The sequence below is a fragment of the Streptomyces sp. YJ-C3 genome, assembly GCF_053891275.1.
The window spans coordinates 8,300,123-8,319,875 of sequence record NZ_CM132685.1 but is presented as its reverse complement, the minus strand read 5'-3'; the positions used below and the strand labels follow the sequence as shown (position 1 = coordinate 8,319,875).

At 71.7% G+C, this 19,753-nt stretch carries 21 protein-coding genes; 11 read left to right on the top strand and 10 right to left on the bottom strand.

The features are described from left to right. Window position 1: 1 nt before the first annotated feature. Complete coding sequence (locus tag ACVHNB_RS37680) at window positions 2-1,396, bottom strand: purine-cytosine permease family protein (protein ID WP_456226888.1); 1,395 nt, start codon at window positions 1,394-1,396, stop codon at window positions 2-4. Window positions 1,397-1,484: 88 nt separating this feature from the next. Then, window positions 1,485-1,889, bottom strand: coding sequence for a PLD nuclease N-terminal domain-containing protein (locus tag ACVHNB_RS37675; RefSeq protein ID WP_428954109.1), 405 nt, complete (start codon window positions 1,887-1,889; stop codon window positions 1,485-1,487). A 101-nt stretch (window positions 1,890-1,990) separates the two neighbouring features. On the opposite strand from ACVHNB_RS37675, the gene ACVHNB_RS37670 reads away from it, so the two are divergent. Both ACVHNB_RS37670 and mqnP read left to right on the top strand, forming a co-directional pair. Then, the gene (locus tag ACVHNB_RS37670; protein WP_428954110.1) at window positions 1,991-3,442 is read left to right on the top strand and encodes a menaquinone biosynthesis decarboxylase; all 1,452 of its coding nucleotides are present in this window, start codon (window positions 1,991-1,993) and stop codon (window positions 3,440-3,442) included. After that, window positions 3,442-4,347 carry a menaquinone biosynthesis prenyltransferase MqnP gene (gene mqnP / locus ACVHNB_RS37665; RefSeq protein ID WP_428954111.1) on the top strand — a complete coding sequence of 302 codons (906 nt, stop codon included), beginning with the start codon at window positions 3,442-3,444 and terminating at the stop codon, window positions 4,345-4,347. Before ACVHNB_RS37670 ends, mqnP begins: the two co-directional genes overlap by 1 nt. A 36-nt stretch (window positions 4,348-4,383) precedes the next feature. Here the strand turns inward: mqnP and ACVHNB_RS37660 are convergent, their stop codons facing one another. Both ACVHNB_RS37660 and ACVHNB_RS37655 read right to left on the bottom strand, forming a co-directional pair. Next, window positions 4,384-5,139 (bottom strand): hypothetical protein, encoded by a 756-nt coding sequence (locus tag ACVHNB_RS37660; RefSeq protein ID WP_456226887.1) that lies wholly within the window; start codon window positions 5,137-5,139, stop codon window positions 4,384-4,386. A 60-nt stretch (window positions 5,140-5,199) separates the two neighbouring features. Then, window positions 5,200-5,817, bottom strand: coding sequence for a rhomboid family intramembrane serine protease (locus tag ACVHNB_RS37655; RefSeq protein WP_428954113.1), 618 nt, complete (start codon window positions 5,815-5,817; stop codon window positions 5,200-5,202). Window positions 5,818-5,910: 93 nt separating this feature from the next. On the opposite strand from ACVHNB_RS37655, the gene ACVHNB_RS37650 reads away from it, so the two are divergent. Then, window positions 5,911-6,591: a UbiX family flavin prenyltransferase gene (locus ACVHNB_RS37650; protein ID WP_428954114.1), complete on the top strand. Its 681-nt coding sequence runs from the start codon at window positions 5,911-5,913 to the stop codon at window positions 6,589-6,591. Here ACVHNB_RS37650 and ACVHNB_RS37645 read toward each other — a convergent pair. Then, a complete protein-coding gene (locus ACVHNB_RS37645) occupies window positions 6,588-6,722 on the bottom strand; it encodes a hypothetical protein (RefSeq protein WP_428954115.1) in 135 nt (44 codons plus the stop codon). The two genes, ACVHNB_RS37650 and ACVHNB_RS37645, sit on opposite strands and share 4 nt — an antisense overlap. A 140-nt stretch (window positions 6,723-6,862) precedes the next feature. Between ACVHNB_RS37645 and ACVHNB_RS37640 the strand changes: the two genes are divergently transcribed. Together ACVHNB_RS37640 and mqnE are read left to right on the top strand one after the other, a co-directional pair. Continuing rightward, window positions 6,863-7,318 carry an Lrp/AsnC family transcriptional regulator gene (locus tag ACVHNB_RS37640; RefSeq protein ID WP_164301061.1) on the top strand — a complete coding sequence of 152 codons (456 nt, stop codon included), beginning with the start codon at window positions 6,863-6,865 and terminating at the stop codon, window positions 7,316-7,318. A gap of 71 nt (window positions 7,319-7,389) precedes the next feature. Further along, entirely contained in the window at window positions 7,390-8,553 is a 1,164-nt protein-coding gene (gene mqnE, locus ACVHNB_RS37635) for an aminofutalosine synthase MqnE (protein ID WP_428954116.1), read from the top strand. 104 nt (window positions 8,554-8,657) lie between these two features. On the opposite strand, the gene ACVHNB_RS37630 is transcribed toward mqnE, so the two are convergent. After that, a complete protein-coding gene (locus tag ACVHNB_RS37630) occupies window positions 8,658-9,179 on the bottom strand; it encodes an N-acetyltransferase family protein (protein ID WP_456226886.1) in 522 nt (173 codons plus the stop codon). A gap of 98 nt (window positions 9,180-9,277) precedes the next feature. Here ACVHNB_RS37630 and ACVHNB_RS37625 point away from each other — a divergent pair, with 98 nt between their 5' ends. From ACVHNB_RS37625 to ACVHNB_RS37615, 3 genes are all read left to right on the top strand, one after another. Beyond that, window positions 9,278-9,571 (top strand): DUF4229 domain-containing protein, encoded by a 294-nt coding sequence (locus tag ACVHNB_RS37625; protein ID WP_428954118.1) that lies wholly within the window; start codon window positions 9,278-9,280, stop codon window positions 9,569-9,571. 378 nt (window positions 9,572-9,949) lie between these two features. Continuing rightward, window positions 9,950-11,284 carry a dicarboxylate/amino acid:cation symporter gene (locus ACVHNB_RS37620; RefSeq protein ID WP_428954119.1) on the top strand — a complete coding sequence of 445 codons (1,335 nt, stop codon included), beginning with the start codon at window positions 9,950-9,952 and terminating at the stop codon, window positions 11,282-11,284. 251 nt (window positions 11,285-11,535) lie between these two features. Then, window positions 11,536-12,150 (top strand): TetR/AcrR family transcriptional regulator, encoded by a 615-nt coding sequence (locus tag ACVHNB_RS37615; protein ID WP_428954120.1) that lies wholly within the window; start codon window positions 11,536-11,538, stop codon window positions 12,148-12,150. Here the strand turns inward: ACVHNB_RS37615 and ACVHNB_RS37610 are convergent. Further along, the gene (locus ACVHNB_RS37610; RefSeq protein ID WP_428954121.1) at window positions 12,147-13,031 is read right to left on the bottom strand and encodes a MaoC family dehydratase; all 885 of its coding nucleotides are present in this window, start codon (window positions 13,029-13,031) and stop codon (window positions 12,147-12,149) included. The two genes, ACVHNB_RS37615 and ACVHNB_RS37610, sit on opposite strands and share 4 nt — an antisense overlap. A 65-nt stretch (window positions 13,032-13,096) precedes the next feature. Further along, window positions 13,097-14,440: a 3-oxoacyl-ACP reductase gene (locus ACVHNB_RS37605; RefSeq protein WP_456226885.1), complete on the bottom strand. Its 1,344-nt coding sequence runs from the start codon at window positions 14,438-14,440 to the stop codon at window positions 13,097-13,099. A gap of 69 nt (window positions 14,441-14,509) precedes the next feature. Here ACVHNB_RS37605 and ACVHNB_RS37600 point away from each other — a divergent pair, with 69 nt between their 5' ends. Beyond that, the gene (locus ACVHNB_RS37600) at window positions 14,510-15,811 is read left to right on the top strand and encodes an acetyl-CoA C-acetyltransferase (protein WP_428954123.1); all 1,302 of its coding nucleotides are present in this window, start codon (window positions 14,510-14,512) and stop codon (window positions 15,809-15,811) included. Window positions 15,812-15,842: 31 nt separating this feature from the next. Here ACVHNB_RS37600 and ACVHNB_RS37595 read toward each other — a convergent pair whose 3' ends face one another. After that, window positions 15,843-16,712 (bottom strand): helix-turn-helix transcriptional regulator, encoded by an 870-nt coding sequence (locus tag ACVHNB_RS37595; protein ID WP_456226884.1) that lies wholly within the window; start codon window positions 16,710-16,712, stop codon window positions 15,843-15,845. Between the two features lie 222 nt (window positions 16,713-16,934). On the opposite strand from ACVHNB_RS37595, the gene ACVHNB_RS37590 reads away from it, so the two are divergent. Beyond that, complete coding sequence (locus ACVHNB_RS37590) at window positions 16,935-18,347, top strand: MFS transporter (RefSeq protein WP_456226883.1); 1,413 nt, start codon at window positions 16,935-16,937, stop codon at window positions 18,345-18,347. A 7-nt stretch (window positions 18,348-18,354) separates the two neighbouring features. Here the strand turns inward: ACVHNB_RS37590 and ACVHNB_RS37585 are convergent, their stop codons facing one another. Further along, entirely contained in the window at window positions 18,355-19,194 is an 840-nt protein-coding gene (locus ACVHNB_RS37585) for a helix-turn-helix domain-containing protein (protein WP_428954126.1), read from the bottom strand. A gap of 49 nt (window positions 19,195-19,243) precedes the next feature. Between ACVHNB_RS37585 and ACVHNB_RS37580 the strand changes: the two genes are divergently transcribed. After that, complete coding sequence (locus ACVHNB_RS37580; protein WP_456226882.1) at window positions 19,244-19,687, top strand: DUF2000 family protein; 444 nt, start codon at window positions 19,244-19,246, stop codon at window positions 19,685-19,687. The last annotated feature ends 66 nt before the right edge of the window (window positions 19,688-19,753 follow it).

Here is a 19,753-nt window from a genome sequence, read left to right as displayed (position 1 = left end):
TCTACGCGGACGGGGTGAGGGAGTCGCGCCGCCGCAGCAGCGCGAAGAGGAGCGCGCCGAGCGCGAAGCCGACCGGGCAGGTCAGATCGCCGACGCCGGGCCAGACGTGCGGCACCAGGCCGACGAACACGGTCTGGTTGGAGAACAGCGGCACCGACACGGCCACGCCGACGAGCAGCGCGATCAGGCCCGCCGGGTTGCCGAACGAGCGGTCCTGGAGGCGCGCGGCGAGCGCCTCGTCCGGCAGGGCGCGCAGCCAGTGCTCCATCAGGACGACGCCGAGCCAGGGCGCGATCCAGTACGCGATGACCAGCAGGAAGTTCTCGAAGGCGTGCCCGGCGTCGGCGAGCGAGGCCCAGCCGGCGGCGGTGCCGATCGCGCCGACCAGCGCGACGAGCGAGGCGCGGCCCAGCCAGCTCGGCAGCGGCAGCGACAGCGAGGAGATGGAGACGGCCGCCGAGTAGACGTTCAGGGTGGAGGCGGCCATCGCGCCGAGGATGATCGCGACGAGGGTGAGGTCGCCGAGCCAGCCCGGGAGCTGGCCGGTGAACGCGTCGGTGGGGCTGGCCCCGGCGGGCGCCGCGAGCGTGCCCGAGGCCGCGCCGATCACGGAGACGACGGCGACCGACACGAACAGGCCGAGGCCCGAGTACCAGGCGGTGGCCCGGCGCGGGGTGCCGGCGGGCAGATAGCGGGCGTAGTCGGCGGCGCACGGGTTCCAGCCCGCCGTGAAGCCGAAGACGGCGCTGAAGGCGAGCATGAAACCGCCGAACCCGCCGCCCGCACCAGGGCCCGCGACGTCGGCACCCTTGAAGATCCACACCCCGGCGAGCAGGAAGATCACGGCGAGCACCGGGAACGCGTACCGCTCGAAGCGGTGCACCAGGTCGTGCCCCACGTACCCGATGACGATCTCCAGGACGACCAGGATCAGCAGGCTGGGCAGCGGCGGCAGCCCGGTGAGGGAGTTGAGGGCGAAGGCGCCGCCGACGCTGTTCACGGCGAACCAGCCGACGCCCGACACCAGCGCGTTGACCCCGGACGGCAGGGCGTTGCCCCGGTAGCCGAAGGAGAGCCGGCCGATCACCATCTGCGGGACGCCGAACCGCGGCCCGTCCGTGGAGAGCAGCCCGTGCGCCAGCGAGCCGAGCCCGGCGCCGAGCACGAGGGCGGCGACCGCCTGCCAGAAGCCCAGGCCGAACGCGGAGACCGACAGCACCCCGATGAAGACGGTCGCGAAACCGACCTGGGGTGAGGCCCACGTCCACAGCAGCTGACGGGGACTGCCGTGCCGCCGGTCGGCGGGTACGGGGTCGGCCCCGTGCTCCTCGACGGCGATGAGCTTCTCGGGACCGGTGGCGACGTCGGGCGCCGGGGCATGCGTGGGTCTGGACATGGCCTTCACGGGGTGCGGGTGGCGGAGGGGGGTGTTCCGCATCCAGTGTGCGGCACGCGCGTCCCGCGCCCCGAGGGGCCCGGGGTCCTCAGTCCTTGTCCTGCTCGCCCTCGCGGCGGCGCAGCTCCTCCTCGCGGCGGCGCAGGTCCGCCTCCCAGTCCTTGAGGAGCGCCTCGTCCTTCCCGTCCTTGGAGGGCGCGGCGTCCTCCTTGAGGGACTGGAGGAACTCCGGGTTGTCGTCCGGCGCGACGAACTGCGTCCTGCGGTCGCGGTTCCACTCTGCGGGGGTGGCGCCGCCGGCGGGGGCGGGCCGCTTCTTGCCCGCCACCAGCCAGGCGACGGGGCCGACGAGGACCTCGCCGAAGAGCAGGATGATGATGACCCACACCACCTTCGGCAGGCCGCGCACCTCCTCCTCGGGGGTGTTCAGACAGTCGATGAACGCGTAGATCCACAGCGCCAGGACCAGCAGGAACGGCAGGTAGCGGAGCATGGTGTCGCGATCCCCCAAGAGCGGTGCGCACAGTGACGTAGCGGCGGGGTGAAGGCCCCCGGTGACCGGGCCAGGTTAGCCGGTGCCGGATACTGGATCGCATGGCTTACGACGATCTGCGCTCCCTGCTCCGGGCGCTGGAGCGCGAGGGCGACCTCAAGCGCATCAAGGCCGAGGTCGACCCGTACCTGGAGGTCGGTGAGATCGTCGACCGGGTGAACAAGGCAGGCGGCCCGGCCCTGCTCTTCGAGAACGTGAAGGGCTCGTCGATGCCCCTCGCGATGAACGTGTACGGCACCGACCGGCGGCTGCTCAAGGCGCTCGGCCTGAAGTCGTACAACGACATCAGCGAGAAGATCGGCGGCCTGCTCAAGCCGGAACTGCCGCAGGGCTTCGTCGGCATCCGCGAGGCGTTCGGCAAGCTCGGCGCGATGACCCATGTGCCGCCGCGCAAGGTCAAGGACGCGCCCGTGCAGGAGGTCGTCCTCACCGGCGACGACGTCGACCTCGACCGGCTCCCCGCGCTGTTCACCTGGCCCGAGGACGGCGGCTCCTTCTTCAACCTGGGCCTGACCCACACCAAGGACCCCGAGTCCGGCGTGCGCAACCTGGGCCTGTACCGCCTGCAGCGCCACGACAAGCGCACCATCGGCATGCACTGGCAGATCCACAAGGACAGCCGGAACCACTACCAGGTGGCCGCCCGCAAGGGCGAGAAGCTGCCCGTCGCCATCGCCTTCGGCTGCCCGCCGGCCGTCACGTACGCGTCGACGGCGCCGCTGCCCGGCGACATGGACGAGTACATGCTGGCCGGGTTCATCCAGGGCAAGCGCGTCGAGATGGTCGACTGCAAGACGGTCCCGCTCCAGGTCCCGGCCAACGCCGAGGTCGTCATCGAGGGCTGGCTGGAGCCCGGCGAGATGCTGCCGGAGGGACCCTTCGGCGACCACACCGGCTTCTACACGCCGCAGGAGCCCTTCCCGGCGCTGAAGATCGACTGCGTCACGATGCGCAAGCGCCCGCTGCTCCAGTCGATCGTCGTCGGCCGCCCGCCGACGGAGGACGGCCCGCTCGGCCGCGCCACGGAGCGCTTCTTCCTGCCGCTGCTCAAGGTGATCGTCCCGGACATCGTCGACTACCACCTGCCGGAGTCGGGCGGCTTCCACAACTGTGCGATCGTCTCGATCGACAAGAAGTACCCGAAGCACGCCCAGAAGGTCATGCACGCGATCTGGGGCGCGCACATGATGTCGCTGACCAAGCTGATCGTCGTCGTCGACTCCGATTGCGACGTCCACGACCTTCATGAAGTCTCGTGGCGGGCCCTCGGCAACACGGACTACGCCCGCGACCTCGTCGTCGCCGAGGGCCCCGTCGACCACCTCGACCACGCCTCCTACCAGCAGTTCTGGGGCGGCAAGGCGGGTATCGACGCGACGAGGAAGTTGCCCGAGGAGGGCTATACGCGGGACGGCGGCTGGCCCGAGATGGTCGTCTCCGATCCCCGAACGGCGGCCCTCGTGGACCGCCGCTGGAAGGAGTACGGACTCTAGTGAGCTCAGCATCCGCCGCGATCCCGCAGCAGCCGGGCCGGACCAAGGCCTTCCTGCGCCTGGTCATGATCGAGCACTCGGTGTTCGCGCTGCCCTTCGCCTACATCGCGGCGCTGACCGCGATGTTCGAGACGGACAAGAACATCCACTGGGGCCGGCTGCTCCTGGTCACCATCTGCATGGTGGGCCTGCGCACCTTCGCGATGGCGGCGAACCGGATCATCGACCGCGAGATCGACGCCCGTAACCCGCGCACCGCCCACCGCGAGCTCGTCACGGGCGCGGTCTCGGTGAAGTCGGCCTGGACGGGCGCGCTGATCGCGCTGGTCGTCTTCCTGGCGTCGGCCGCGCTGCTGAACCCGCTCTGTCTGGCGCTGGCCCCCATCGCGGTGATCCCGATGGTCGTCTACCCGTACGGCAAGCGGTTCACGAACTTCCCGCAGGCCATCCTCGGTCTCGCCCAGGCGATGGGCCCGATCGGCGCGTGGATCGCGATCACCGGCTCCTGGTCGTGGGACGCGGTGATCCTCGGCCTCGCCGTCGGCATCTGGATCGGCGGCTTCGACCTGATCTACGCGTGCCAGGACGTGGAGACCGACCGCGAGGTCGGCGTCATGTCGGTCCCGGCCCGCTTCGGCATCCCGGCCGCCATCCGGGGCGCCCGCGTCTGCCACACCCTGACGACGGCCCTGTTCGTCTGGTACGCGCTGGCCACCGGCGCCGGAACGTTCTTCTGGGTCGGCCTGGTCATCGTCGCGGGCGCCTTCCTCTACGAGCACACGATCGTCAAGCCCCACGACCTGTCCCGCCTCAACCGGGCGTTCTTCCAGGTCAACGGGTTCATCGGGATCGCGCTGTTCGTGTGCGCGCTGCTGGACCTGCTGGTGCGGGGCCTGACCGTCTAGGCCGGACACGCCATTCGCGCCGGGCCTGCGGCACCGTCAGACGATCTGTTCTGTGGTGCCGTCGGCCCGGATCAGGCGCAGGAACGCCTTGAGCCCGCTGATGATCTCCCGGTTGTCCGTCATCCGGTCGACCACCGACTCGAACTCCCGGCTCATCAGCTCGACGCGGCGGTCCGTCCGCTCCGCGCGCTCGTGCGCGGACAGCCCGACGGAGTCGAGGGCGGTGCGCAGCCGTCCGACGTCGACGTACATCTCCTCGGTCTTGCGTTCCTGCACGGCCGCGCTCCGCAGCAGCGCGTCGAGCGTGCTCCGCAGCTCGACCACGTCGTCGCGCGGGTGGCGCACCTCCGTGGAGAGCGTGCGCAGGCGGTGCAGCAGCGCGCCGAAGTAGGCGCCGGCGGGACGGAACAGCGTGCTGAGCAGACAGCCGCCCGCGAACCAGTAGCCCGCCGTGCGGCCGGTGGTCCAGGCGCCGAGCACCGCGACGGCCGCCGTGACCAGGTGCGCGCCGATCGCCGTGCGCAGCATCACGGTGGCGATCCGGGCGGCTTCCGCGTCCCGGTCCGCGGGGACGGTCATCCCCTTCTCACGGCTGACGGCGGCCTCGTGCACCACGGCACGGGCCCGGAAGTAGAGATTCCAGGGCACGGTGAGCAGCAGCACCAGCCACAGCAGACACAGCGCTCCGATGCCGACGAGGAGCACGATGTCGGCGGGGACATCGAGCGCGTAGACCAGGACGAGGGCGACGACGACGGCCGCCCCGCACATCAGCAGGTATCGGGCCTTCATGTGCCGACTGTGCTGCGGCGGGGGTGCCCGCCGCATGAGTCCGTGTACTCAGACGCGTACTCAGGCCTGCCAGGGCTGCCGGGGCTCCCGGGTCGGCTGGGGTCTGCGCAGCAGGAACGCCGCCGCCACGCCCGCGACGAGGCCGATCAGATGGCCCTGCCAGCTGACGCCCTGGTTCGCCGGGGACAGGCCCGCGAGGATCGTCGTGCCCCAGTACGCGGCGATCAGCAGGCCGACGGCGATGCCGAGCGGTCTGCGCTCCACGAAGCCGCTGAGCACCACGAAGCCGAACAGGCCGAAGATCAGGCCCGACGCGCCCGCCGTGTTCGAGTGGGCGGGCGCGACCAGCCAGACCCCGAGCCCGTCGGCGACGACGATCAGGGCGCAGGCCAGCAGGAAGCGGCGGATGCCGGAGAGCGCCGCGACGAAGCCGAGGACCAGCAGCGGGATCGAGTTCGCCGCGACGTGGTCGAAGCCGAAGTGGATGAAGGAGGCCGGGACCACGTCGACGAGCTCCGACGGGTCGCGCGGCTGTATGCCGAAGCGGTCGAGGGCATGGCCCGAGGCCGTGTCGACCGCCTCCAGCAGCCACAGCAGGGCCACCCAGCCGGCCATCAGCTTTCCGGCGGTCAGCGCCCGATCGCGCGTCGACCATCTCTGTGTCGCGTTGTCCGTCATCTCAGCCCCCACCCCTGGGCCCGCCTGTCACGGACCCAACGACCACTGCCCCTGCTCAAGTTCCCATTGTGGGCCGCCGGATAGGCTCGTGGTGTGGAGCACGTCAACTCAAGCAGCCGCACCCCCTGGGTCGTCGGGGTGTCCGGCGCGTCAGGAACCCCGTACGCCGCCTCCGTCGTGCGGGCGCTGCTCGCCGCGGGCGAGGCCGTGGACCTGGTCGTCTCGCGGGCCTCGCGGCTCACTCTGCTCGACGAGACGGGCATCGCGTTCCGGGACGCGCACTGGCGCGAGGATCTCGGGGAGTGGCTGGCGCGCGGGGCCGACGGCAAGCCGGGCACGTTCGGCGGCGTCGATCTGAGCGGCGTACGGCACTGGCCCGCCGGTGATCTCGCGGCGGGGCCGTCCTCGGGCTCGTACCCGGTCAAGGGGATGATCATCGTGCCCGCCTCGACGGCGTGCGTGGCGGGGGTGGCCCTCGGCCTGTCGAAGGACCTGCTCCAGCGCGCGGCGAGCGTGACGCTCAAGGAGGGGCGCAGGCTGGTGGTCGCGGTACGGGAGACGCCGCTCAACGGGCAGACGCTCAAGCACCTGGTCACGCTGGACGAGGCGGGCGCGGTCGTGCTGCCCGCCTCGCCGGCGTTCTACGCGGGGGCGACGCACATCCAGGATCTGGTGGACTTCGTCGCGGGGCGGGCGCTGGACGCGGCCGGAGTGCCGCACACGCTGTACCGCCGATGGGAGGGAGAGCTGGGGGGAGGCTCTCGTGAGCGCTAGCGCTTCTTGGTGCGGGCGGCGTGCTTCTTGGCCGCGCGGCGCTCGGTGGTGGCGGACTGGTGGACACGGGAACGATCGGCCGCCGCCTGCATCTCGCGCATGCGGGCGTACGCCATCTCGATCGTGAACACGGTGACAACACTCCTGAAAATCGATGGATCTTCGCTGATCCGGTGACTGAGCTTTAGATCTTGCGGGGTGTCGCCCCCGCATGCCTTAGATTCTACACGTAAACTCGCGTCAACGCTGAATAATGAAAGGCTTTGGACCTATGGACGCCGTGGACAGGCAGCTCATCCAGGCCCTGCGCGAGAACGGCCGCGCCTCGTATGCGGAGTTGGGCCGTCTCGTCGGCCTGTCCGGGCCGAGCGTGACGGACCGCATCAACCGGCTCGAAGCGGCCGGTGTCATCACCGGCTACCGCGCCACCGTCGACTCCGCCTCGCTGGGCCTCGGCGTCACCGCCCTCATCGGCATCTCGCTCTCCGACGCCGCCGACCACGAGGACGTCGCGCGCCGCCTGAAGGACCTGCACGAGATCGAGGACTGCTGGTTCATCGCGGGCGACGACTCCTACATGCTCAAGGTGCGGATCGGCGACGTCGACGGCCTGGAGAAGACGATCCGCCGCCTCAGCGGCACCAAGGGCGTCTCCCGTACGCGCACCACGATCGTGCTCTCCACCAAGTGGGAGAACCGGGTCGGGGAGCTGCCCGAAGAGGTGTGAGCGGCGGTGTCGGTACGGGGGCGTACGGTGGAGCGGACTTACGGGTCTTGTTGGTGAGGAGAGGTACGGGCATGGACGCAGGGCTCAAGCGCGAGCTGGAGCAGAAGGTCAGGGACGGTGAGCGGCTGTCCCGCGAGGACGGCATCGCGCTCTACGAGTCGGACGACCTGGCCTGGCTCGGCGGCCTCGCCCATGAGGTGCGGACAAGGAAGAACGGGGATGTCGTTCACTTCAACGTGAACAGGCACCTCAACATGACCAACGTCTGCACCGCTTCGTGCGCCTACTGCTCGTTCCAGCGCAAGCCGGGCGAGAAGGACGCGTACACGATGCGTATCGAGGAGGCCGTCAAGCTCGCCAAGGCGATGGAGTCGGAGCACCTCACCGAGCTGCACATCGTGAACGGCCTGCACCCGAACCTTCCGTGGCGCTACTACCCGCGCTCCCTGAAGGCCCTCAAGGAGGCGCTGCCGGACGTCGGGCTCAAGGCGTTCACGGCGACCGAGATCCACCACTTCGAGAAGATCTCGGGCCTGTCGGCGTCCGACATCCTCGACGAGCTGATCGAGGCCGGTCTGGAGTCGCTGACCGGCGGCGGCGCCGAGATCTTCGACTGGGAGATCCGCCAGCACATCGTCGACCACGAGACCCACTGGGAGGACTGGTCGCGCATCCACCGCCTGGCGCACGAGAAGGGCCTCAAGACCCCGAGCACCATGCTCTACGGGCACATCGAGGAGCCGCGCCACCGCGTCGACCACGTGCTGCGCCTGCGTGAACTGCAGGACGAGACCGGCGGGTTCCAGGTCTTCATCCCGCTGCGCTACCAGCACGACTTCGTCGACATGAAGGACGGCAAGGTCAGGAACCGCCTCCAGGCGCGCACCACCATGGCGACCGGCGCCGAGTCGCTGAAGACCTTCGCGGTCTCCCGTCTCCTCTTCGACAACGTGCCGCACGTGAAGTGCTTCTGGGTCATGCACGGCCTGCAGACCACGCAGCTCGCGCTCCAGCACGGCGCCGACGACATGGACGGCTCGGTCGTCGAGTACAAGATCACGCACGACGCGGACAACTACGGCACGCCGAACAAGCTGACCCGCGAGGACCTGCTCGACCTCATCCGCGACGCCGGGTTCAAGCCCGTCGAGCGCAACACGCGGTACGAGATCATCCGCGAGTACGACGGCCCGGACCCGGCCCGCCGGGACGCTCCGCAGCCGATGCGGGTCTGAGGCCGGCCGCGTGCGTCCGCGCCCCGGTTCTCCTGCGGACCGGGGCTTGCGCACAGGCCACGGGGCTCCGCCCCCGGATCCCTCTGCTCAATCGCCGGGGGGCTTCAGATGGCCAGCATCATGTGGATGTCGTCCCGGTCGTCCCCCGGGGCGACCCGGATCGCCCCCGGTACCCGGCCGACCTCCTTGTAGCCGCACGCCGCATAGAAGGCGTCCGCCCCGGTGCCGCCGCGGCACGTCAGCCGCAGCGCCTCGATGCCGTCGAAACCGCGCGCGGTCCGCTCCGCGGCCGACATGAGGGCCCGGCCGTATCCCTTGCCCTGGTGTCTGGGATGCACCATCACGGTGTAGAGCCACAGGTGATGCCGCATGAGGCGGTGCGGGTTGTGGACCAGGAACGCCGTCGCCGCGACCGCGCCGTCCTCGTCGTGGCCGACCAGCAGCCGGGTGCGGCCCTCGGCCATCCCGGCCAGGTGCTTCACCAGCTCGGGGCGGATGTCGTCGGCAGTGACGGGCGGGACGAATCCGACGGCCCCGCCGGCGTTCGAGACGTCCGCCCACAGGGCGAGGACGCCGTCGCGCAGGGCCGGATCGATCGACGGGTCGAGGGTGAAGGTAAGCGGCATAAGCCGACCGTACCCATTACAGACGGGACCGCTCAACAGGGGCCCCCGGGCCCGTGCTTCACTGGGGGGACCATTTCGCAACGGAAGAGTGGATTGAGATGCTCCGCTACACGCTGATGCGCCTCGGGATCTTCGTGGGCTGCTTCCTCGTCGTCTGGGGTCTCGTCGCCACCGGCCTCGTTCCGCGCGGTCTGGGCGGATCCAACTACCTGTGGATCGCACTGCTCGCCCTGGTCATCTCCGCGCCCCTCAGCTTCGTGCTGCTGCGCGGCGAGCGCGACCGGGCCTCCGAGAAGATCGTCGCCCGCGTGGACCGCGCGAAGGCCACCATGGACGCGAACCGCTCCATGGAGGACGAGGCGGACGACGCCGCCCGCGCCCACGGCGCGTAAGTTACGTCACAGACGTCTCCGCCCCCGGCACCGCTCAGGTGCCGGGGGCGCCTGCGTTTTCAAGGTAAATACGGCTTAAGGGGCATACGTGCTTCGCAGATTCCCCAAAGAACCCCTTTGATGTTCTCAAAGCACCGGTGTTAACGTTCCTGACATGAAGACATCAGCCGCGCACCGTACTGCCATGAGCGTCCCGCTCGTGGCGCGCCTGCATGTCGATCTCTGCCGCTGCATGTCCGCGGCCTGTCGCGCCTGACGCGACAGCCGGTTCTCCTCCGGCCCGATGCAGCGGCGCCGCTGACCTCATCTCACGGTCGCCGCTCCAGTACGTCCCGTACTCCCCGCCTTGTCCCCGCGCGCCCTCACTGGAGTGTCTCCGTGTCCGCGAACACCACCCCCGCCGACGCGACGCCGGCTGATCCGAAGTCCGGCTTCCGCATACCGAAGATCCCGTTCTGGGCGCAGATCCTGGGCGGCCTCGTCCTCGGTGTGCTGCTCGGCTGGCTCGCCCGCAGCCAGGACGTCTCCTGGCTCGTCACCACGCTCGAGAAGGTCGGCGGCATCTTCATCCAGCTCCTGAAGCTGGCCGTGGCCCCGCTCGTCTTCTTCGCGATCCTCGTGTCGATCACGAACCTCCGGAAGGTCAACAACGCGGCGCGGCTCGCCTCCCGCACCCTCCTCTGGTTCATGATCACGTCGCTGATCGCGGTCGCCATCGGCCTCGCCATCGGCCTGCTCACCAACCCGGGCTCGGGCACCGGCCTGACCCCGAAGGACGGCGCCAAGCCGGACCACGCGGGCTCCTGGATCGACTTCCTCACGGGCATCGTCCCGACCGACGTCATCACGCCCTTCACCGAGCTGAACGTCCTGCAGATCGTCTTCATGGCCGCCGTCGCCGGCATCGCCATCCTCCAGATCGGCGAGAAGGCCAAGCCGATCCTGACGCTCTCCGAGTCGATCCTCGAGCTCCTCCAGAAGGCCCTGTGGTGGGTCATCAAGCTCGCCCCGATCGGCACCATCGGCCTCATCGGCTACGCGATCGCCACGTACGGCTGGGACCTCATCAGCAAGTACGCGACCTTCACCGCCGACATCTACATCGGCTGCGCCCTGGTGATGTTCGGCGTCTACCCGCTGCTCCTCGCGACCGTCGCCAAGCTGAACCCGCTGCAGTTCTTCAAGGGCGCCTGGCCCGCGATCCAGCTCGCCTTCGTCTCCCGCTCCTCGGTCGGCACCATGCCGCTGACCCAGAAGGTCACCGAGCGCCTCGGCGTCCCGAAGGAGTACGCCTCCTTCTCCGTGCCGTTCGGCGCCACGACCAAGATGGACGGCTGCGCCGCGATCTACCCGGCGATCGCCGCGATCTTCGTCGCGCAGATCTTCGACATCGACCTGAGCATCGGCGACTACCTGCTCATCGCGTTCGTGTCGGTGGTCGGCTCCGCCGCCACGGCCGGTCTGACGGGCGCCACGGTCATGCTGACCCTGACCCTGTCCACGCTCGGCCTCCCGATGGAGGGCGTCGGCCTGCTCCTGGCGATCGACCCGATCCTGGACATGATGCGGACGGCCACGAACGTCGCGGGCCAGGCCCTCGTCCCGGTGATCGTCTCCGCCCGCGAGAAGATCCTCGACCACGAGGCCTACGACAACGCGTCCTCCTCCCCGGTGGACGAGCCGCAGTCGGTGGCCGTGCCCGCCGCCGCCTGACGTCCCCCGGCTCGTACGCCGGCACGCTGCCCCGCTCCCGGACCCCGGGGGCGGGGCACTGCCGTGTCCGGGCCCGGACCGGGTACTCGGGCACCCTCCCGAACTGGGGCGGGGCGCACCGCGCTGCGTAGGGTGAGCGGTGCAGAACGTGTGGAGGAAAGGCGGCTGGGGTGGGCGGCGACGTGAAGTCCGGGGTGGCGCGGCAGGACGGGCCCGCGCCCGGTCCGGCGAGGCCGAAGGCCCGTGGACGTATGCCACGGGCCGAGCGGGAGCGGCAGATGCTGGACGCCGCGGTGCGGGTGTTCGGGGAGCGCGGGTACCGGGCCGCGTCGATGGACGAGATCGCCGAACTCGCCGGTGTGTCGAAGCCGTTGGTGTACCTGTACCTGAACTCGAAGGAGGACCTGTTCACCGCCTGCATCCGGCGGGAGGCGGGCGCGCTGATCGCCGCCGTCCGCGCCGGGGTGCGCACCGATGTGGCCGCCGACCGGCAGCTGTGGGACGGGCTCACCGCCTTCTACACGCACACCGCCGAGCGCCCCGACGGGTGGGCGGTGCTGCACAGCCAGGCGCGGTCGGGCGGGGAGCCGTTCGTCGCGGAGGTCGGGGCGATGCGGGAGGAGATCGTCGCCTTCGTGACGTCCCTGATCGCGGCGGCGGCGCGGGAGGCGCACGGGGACCCCGCGCCGGGCGAGCGGGAGGTCGCCGGGCTCGCCCAGGCCCTGGTCGGGGCGGCGGAGGCGCTCGCCGGGTGGGCCAACACCGACCCGTCCGTCTCCGCGAAGGAGGCCGCCGCGACGATGATGAACTTCGCGTGGTCGGGCCTGGGGAACCTGATGGAGGGGCGGCGCTGGTCCGTCCGTTAGCGGGCGGCCTCCCGGACCTCGCCGGTGACGTGCACCCGGTCGCCGCGCGCGGCCCGCAGCTCGAAGGCGGTGCCCTTCGCCGCGTACGTCACCGTGCCCGGCAGCAGCACCGGCGCCTTGAACCGCGCGTGGACCTGTACGGGCCCGCTCGCGCCGAATTCGGCCAGGCAGCGGGAGACCGTCCACATGCCGTGGGCGATGGCGCGGGGGAAGCCGAAGAGGCGGGCCGTGAGCGGGTGCAGGTGGATGGGGTTGCGGTCGCCGGACGCGGCGGCGTAGCGGCGGCCGAGGTCGGCGCTCAGGCGCCATTCGCTGAGCGGGGGCAGCGGTGCGGACGGTTGCGAGGCGGACGGTTCCGGGGCGGGCGGGTTCGGGTCCGCGGGCGTCTTGTGCCGGGCCAGGTACGTGCTCGCCGACTGCCACACCGGGTCGGCCTCGGCGTCGGCGGCCGTGCGCAGCTCGGTGACGACGGTGGCCTCCGTACCGCGCCGGTGCGGGGCCAACTCCCTTACCTGGACGGACAGATGGTAGGTGTCCGTGGGGCGCAGGTCGCGGCGCTGGGTGATGTCGATCGAGGTGTGGACGAGGCCGAGCAGCGGCAGCGGGAAGGCGCGCTCGGACATCAGCCGCATGGCGAGCGGGAATCCGAGGATGTGCGGATAGGTGACGGGCAGCTCGGCCCGGCCGGTGGCGAAGGCGCAGACGCGTTCGTAGGCGGCGAGGTGGGTCTGTGAGACCTGGAGCGCGGGCTGCACGAGCCGGGTGGCGGGCAGCGGGGCGTCCGGGCGGGGCCGCTTCAGGGGCGACAGGAGAGCGCCTCGGGCCATGTGGGGCAGGAGGGACGGGGTGGCGGCGAGGGTGACGGTGCGGGGGTCGGTCATGTCAGGTCCTGGGGGAGAGGGCGGGGGTGACGGGGTGCGGGACCGGCGGGGACCGGCCGTCGCCGTCAGGCGCCCAGCAGGCTCTGCCCGCACACCCTGACCACCTGGCCGTTCACCGCCCCGGAGCCGGGCGAGGCGAACCATGCCGTGGTCTCCGCGACGTCCACCGGGAGCCCGCCCTGGCCGAGGGAGTTCATCCGGCGTCCGGCCTCCCGGATGAACAGCGGGACGGCCGCCGTCATCTTCGTCTCGATGAAGCCGGGGGCCACCGCGTTCACCGTGACGCCGTGCTCGGCGAGGGCCCGCGGCGCGAGCGAGCGGACGAGGCCGACGATGCCGGCCTTGCTCGCGGCGTAGTTGGTCTGCCCGGTGTTGCCGGCGATACCCGCGATGGACGCGGTGGCGACGATGCTGCCGCCGCGCCGCACGGCCCCCGCCTTCAGGAGGGTGTCCGTCGTGCCCAGGACGCTCGCGAGGTTGACGTCGAGGACCGAACTCCAGCGCTCGGCGGGCATGTTGGCCAGGCGGCGGTCACGCGTGATGCCCGCGTTGTGGACGAGGACGTCGAGCCCGCCGGAGTCGGCGGTGAACGCGGCGATGCGCTCACCCGCGTCGTCGGCCGTGATGTCCAGCGGCAGCGCCCGCCCGCCGAGCCGCTCCGCGACCTTCGCGAGGTCGGCCTCGGCGGACGGCACGTCGAGCAGGACGACCTGGGCCCCGTCGCGGGCGAGGGTCGTGGCGACGGCCTCGCCGATCCCGCGTGCGGCGCCGGTGATCAGGGCGGTGCGCCCGGCGAGCGGCTGCTCCCAGTCGTCCGGCGCCGTGGACTCCGCCGCCTCGGCGCCGACCGCGAGGACCTGGCCGCTGATGTACGCGGACCGGGGCGAGAGCAGGAAGCGCAGGGTCGACTCGGCGGCCGTCACCGGTCCCGCGACGCGGACCAGGTTCACGGTGCGGCCGCGGCCGATCTCCTTGCCGAGCGAGCGCACGAATCCTTCCAGGCCCTGCTGGACGGCGGCCTGGTGGTGGTCGTCGGCGGACGGCGGCGCCCCGAGCACGATCACGCGTCCGTTCGCCGCGACGGAGCGGACGACCGGGTGCAGCGCGGCGTGCACCTCGGCGAGCGCGTCCAGGCCGGTGACGGCGGTCGCGTCCACGACGACGCCGACGGGGCGGTCCGTGTCCGTGCCCGAGAGGGAGCCGCGGACGTCGAGCCCGGTGCGGCTCAGGATCTCCGACAGCTCCTTGCGGTACGCGGACGTGCCCGCCGTGAAGTGCAGCAACTGCCCGGTGAAGTGGGGGTGTTCAGCGCTCCAGCGGCGCAGCGGCGCGGGCTGCGGCAGGCCGAGGCGCCGGGTGAGGAAGCGGCCGGGGGCCGTGCCGGTGAAGTTCAGATAGCGGTCGGCCATTGTCCAACTCCCTGCTCGGTCGTAAATTTACTTCAGAGTAAGGTTACTCAGTAGTCAGGAGTTGTCGAGATGGTCTCCGCGAAAACCGCCAAAACCCCGGCACCGCCCCGCCGAGTCGCCGTCATCGGCGGCAGCCGCATCCCGTTCGCGCGCTCCGACGGCCCGTACGCGACGGCCTCCAACCAGGAGATGCTGACCGCGGCGCTCGACGGCGTCGTCGGCCGCTTCAAGCTCCACGAGCCCGGCGCCGTCGGCGAGTTCGTGGCCGGCGCCGTGCTCAAGCACAGCCGGGACTTCAACCTGGCCCGGGAGACCGTGCTCGGTTCGATGCTGGACGCGCGCACGCCCGCGTACGACATCCAGCAGGCCTGCGGCACCGGGCTGCAGGCCGTGATCGCCGCCGCCAACAAGATCGCGCTCGGCCAGACGGAGAGCGCGATCGCGGGTGGCTCCGACACCGCGAGCGACGCGCCGCTCGGCGTGAACGACGAGCTGCGCAAGATCCTTCTGGCGGCGCGCCGCGCGAAGTCGGCGGGGGCCCGGATGAAGGCGCTCGCCCGGATCAGGCCGGGGCACCTCGTGCCCGACATCCCGCGCAACGCCGAGCCGCGCACCGGCCTGTCGATGGGCGAGCACGCCGCCGTCACGGCCCGCGAGTGGGGCATCGGGCGCGAGGCGCAGGACGTGCTGGCCGCCACCAGTCACCAGCGGCTCGCGGCGGCGTACGACCGCGGACTGTTCGGTGAACTCGTCGTTCCCTACCGGGGACTTGAGCGGGACCAGAACCTGCGGCCCGGGTCGACCGTCGAGAAACTCGCCACGCTGAAGCCGGTGTTCGGGGTGAAGGACCCGAACCCGACGATGACGGCCGGGAACTCGACGCCGCTGACCGACGGCGCGGCCGTGGTGCTGCTCGCGAGCGAGGAGTGGGCGGCGGCGCGCGGACTGGAACCGCTGGCGTACCTGACCGCGTACGAGACCGCTGCCGTGGACTTCGTGGGCGGGGACGTCACCGGGGGCGGCGGGGACGGGCTGCTCATGGCGCCCGCCCACGCCGTGCCGCGGATGCTGGAGCGGGCCGGGCTCGGGATCGAGGACTTCGACCTCGTCGAGGTGCACGAGGCGTTCGCGTCCCAGGTTCTCGCGACGCTGGCCGCGTGGGAGAAGCAGGGGCTTGCGCCGGTCGACCGGGAGCGGCTGAATGTGGCCGGGTCGTCGCTGGCCACCGGGCATCCCTTCGCCGCGACGGGGGCTCGGATCGTTGCGACGCTGGCCAAGCTGCTTGCGGAGCGTGGGGGTTCGGGGCGGGGGCTGATCTCGATCTGTGCCGCGGGTGGGCAGGGGGTCACGGCCGTTCTGGAGCGGGCCTGAAGGGCACGGGGCTCCGCCCGGACCCCGCTCCTCAAGCGCCGGAGGGGCTTGAACCGGCGGCGCTTGAGTGGGCCGGGTCCAGCTTGAGCATCGCCGTTTCGTCCGGGGAGCCGGTCGGCGCCTGGTAGGCCACCAGGCGCTGGCCGCCCGTGCGCGCCAGCTGCATCACCTCGAACGTGAGAGTCATCCCGCCGACCTTGGGATGGTCGAACGTCTTGGTGCCCCCGCCCCGCTCCTGCACCTCGTACCGGTCCCACATGCTCGCGAACTCCGGTGATTTGAGCAGGAGTTCACCGACCAGCGCGGCCATCCTCGGGTCGTCCGGATCGGCGCCGCCCACCGCGCGCAGATGCGCCACCGACTGGGCGACGGTCCGCTCCCACGGCACGTAGAGCGTGCGGCCCACGGGGTGCAGGAAGAGGTAGCGGGTCACGTTGCGCTGCTCGGGCGGCAGGTCCCACATGCCCGGCAGCAGGCGGCGGCCCGCCGGGTTCGCGGCCAGCATGTAGCTGTACCGGCTCACCACGTACGCGGGCATCGGGCGCAGCGCCTCCAGCATCTGCAGCACCGAGTCGCGGACCGCGTCGTCGGTCGTGGGGTGCGGCACGGTGAGCCGGCCCGAGGCCAGCTCGGCCAGGTCGTGAAGACGCTCGTGGGCGTCGCCGCGCAGCCGCAGGGCGCGGCCGATGGCGTCGATCACCGCGGTCGACGGGTTGGTCTCGCGGCCCCGCTCCAGGCGCGTGTAGTAGTCGACGCTCACCCCGGCGAGCGTCGCCAGTTCCTCGCGGCGCAGACCAGGGGTGCGGCGCAGCCCGGTGCCCGCGGGCAGGCCCACGTCGGTGGGGGTGACCTGCGCTCGTCGGGCCCGCAGATACCTGCCCAGTTCCGTGGTCTCAGCCATGCGTTCCATTGTCCACGGCCGGTCAGCGGGGTGGGGGGCCGTGTCAGGGCCAGGAACGCGGCACCCCGGTGGAACGCGGCCTGCCACCGTCCGGGCGGCGGCCGCACAGTGGAGCCCGTTGCGGGTGGCCGGGGGGACCGGGCCCAGGGAGTGCATGTCACAGGGCCGCGGCCCGCCTCCTCCGCCCACCCGCACCTCGACGCCCCGCTCCAGGAGGACAGCGTGACCACTCCCGTCCGTAACCCCGTCACGGCACCGGCCGCCGAAGTGCCCCGCCGGGGCGGCGGCACCGCCGCCCTCCTGGCCGCGCTGCTCGGCTTCGCCGTCATCACCATCGACGTCTCGGCGGTGAACATCGCCCTGCCCGCCATCCGGTCCACGCTGCACAGCGGCATGACCGGTCTGCAGTGGGTGGCCGACGCGTACACGCTGATGTTCGCCGGTCTGATGCTGTCGGCCGGCGCGCTCTGCGACCGGACGGGCGCGCGCCGCGCCTATGCCCTCGGCACCGCCCTGTTCACGGCCGCCTCGCTGGCCTGCGCCCTGGCCCCGAGCCTCGGCGCGCTGATCGCGGCCCGTGTCGCGCAGGGCGGGGCGGCGGCGCTGCTGATGCCGGCCTCGCTCGCGCTGATCCGGCAGGCGTACGACGACGCGCGGCGCCGGGCGCGGGCCGTGGCCCTGTGGACGGTCGGCGGCTCGGTGTCGATGGCGGCGGGCCCGGTGCTCGGCGGCGTCCTGACCGAACACGTCGGCTGGCGCGCGGTCTTCTTCCTCAACCTGCCCGTCGGCGCGGCCGTGCTGGCCCTGCTGACGAAGGTCGCCCCGTCGCCGCGCCGTCCGGCACCCCTCGACATTCCCGGCCAGGTCACCGCCGTCCTCGCGCTCGCGGGCCTCACCTTCGCGGTCATCGAGGGCGGTCACACCGGCTGGACGTCGGCCCCGGTGCTCGCCGCGCTCGCGGTGGCCGTCCTCAGCGCCGTCGCCTTCTACGTGACGGAGAAGCGCCACCGCGCCCCCATGGTCCCGCTGAGCATGCTGCGGACGCGCACGGTGTCGGTGTCCCTGGCGGTCGGGTTCGCCGTCAACGTCGGCTTCTACGGTGTCGTCTTCCTGCTCGGCCTGTACCTGCAGCAGTTGCGCGGGATGTCCGCGACGGCGGCGGGCCTGGTGTTCGTGCCGCTGGCGGCGATCATCACCGCCACGAACCTCGTCTCGCCGCGCATGGCCGAACGCTTCGGCCGCCGCCCGGTCATCGTCCTCGGCCAACTCGTCCTGGCCGTCGCCATGTTCGCCCTGCTGCCGCTGACCGCGCACACTCCGGTCCCGCTGCTCCTCGTGCTCCTGGTCCCGACCGGCCTCGGCGGCGCGTTCGCGATCCCCGCGGTCACCGCGATGCTGATGGACGCGGTCCCCGGCCCCCGCGTCGGCACCGCGTCCGGCCTCCTCAACGCCCTGCGCCAGACCGGCGGCGCCCTCGCCGTGGCCCTGTTCGGAGCCCTGATCGCGGGCTCCGGCGAGACCGGCTTCTCCCTGGGCGGGATGCGGGCCAGCCTGGTGGTGGCGGGAGCGCTGCTGGCCGCCACCGCGCTGCTGAGCGGGGTCATGCTCCCGCGCAAGGGCGCCGAACCGGTGTGACCCGCGCCTACGGAGCCGGCGGGATCCTGCCCCGCGCGTACCGCCCCGGCGGCACCCCCACCACCCGCTTGAAGTGCCGGGTCAGATGCGACTGGTCGTAGAAGCCGCAGTCCGCGGCCACCTCGCCGGGGGACCGTCCGTCGAGGAGCAGGCGGCGGGCCCGGTCCACCCGGCGGGCCATCAGGTACTGGTGCGGCGCGATCCCGTACGCCGCCCCGAACGAGCGCACCAGATGCGCCGGGTGGGCGTGCACCAGGCCCGCGGCCTCGGCCAGGTCGACGCCCTCGACGAGGCGGGCGTCGAGCAGTTCGCGCAGTGCGGTCGCCACCCGGCGGTCGGGGCCCGGGCGCGTCTCCTCGGCGAGCCGGGGCCGCAGCCGTGCGCGGAGCCGCTCCCCGACGAACGTCAGCCGGGCCGCCGCCTCCAGCTCGTCACCGGGGTGCGCGAGGGCGGTGTGGAGCTGGCTGATGCGGTGCCGCAGCAGCGGGTCCGCGAGGTCGGGGGTGTCCACGGCGGGCCCGATGAACGACTCGTCCAGCGGTCCGCCGCCCGCCTCCAGGTACAGCACCCGCTTGCGGAAACCGAGCGGGGTGGCCGCCGAGCCGTTGTGCGGGACCTGCGGGGGCAGCAGCGAGACGGTGCCGAGCGGGGTGCCGTGCTCGTGCCGTTCCAGGTCGTAGCGGACGGCGCCCTCGTCGACGATCAGCAGCGTCCAGGTGTCGTGCACGTGCATCGGATAGGCGTGCCGCGTGAAGTGGGCATGGAAGACCTCCGTGACGCCCTTCACCCCGGGGCGCCACGCGGTGATCTGCTCGGACTCCCCGGTCCGTGCGCCGCCGGCCGCCATGCAAAAAACGTACAAGACCGGACCGCATGCCGGTCGGCAGTCTCAAGGCATGAGCACACAGACCTCTGCCGACCAGCGCCCCGTCCGTTTCGACACCAAGATCGCCGTGCTGCTCCGGGACGACCTGGAGACCTGGCAGCGGCTCAATGTGACGGCGTTCCTCGTGAGCGGCCTCGGCACCCGGCTCCCCGAGGTGGTCGGGGAGCCGTACATCGACGCCGACGACACCCTGTACCTGCCGATGTTCCGCCAGCCGGTCCTGGTCTTCGAGGGCGGCAAGGAGGTGCTGACCGCCGCGCACGGCCGCGCGCTCCAGCGTGGCCTGCCGCGCGCCGTGTTCACCGCCGACCTGTTCGCCACCGGCAACGACACCGACAACCGGGCGGCCGTACGCGCCGTCCCCACCGCCGATCTGGACCTGGTCGGCATCGCCGTGTACGGGCCGCGCAACGCCGTGGACAAGGCCCTGAAGGGCGCGCGCATGCACGGCTGACCGTGCTGTGAACCCGGGGCGTGGCCCAGCGACTCAGCCCTTGAATTGGCCCAGTGGGAGAGCCGG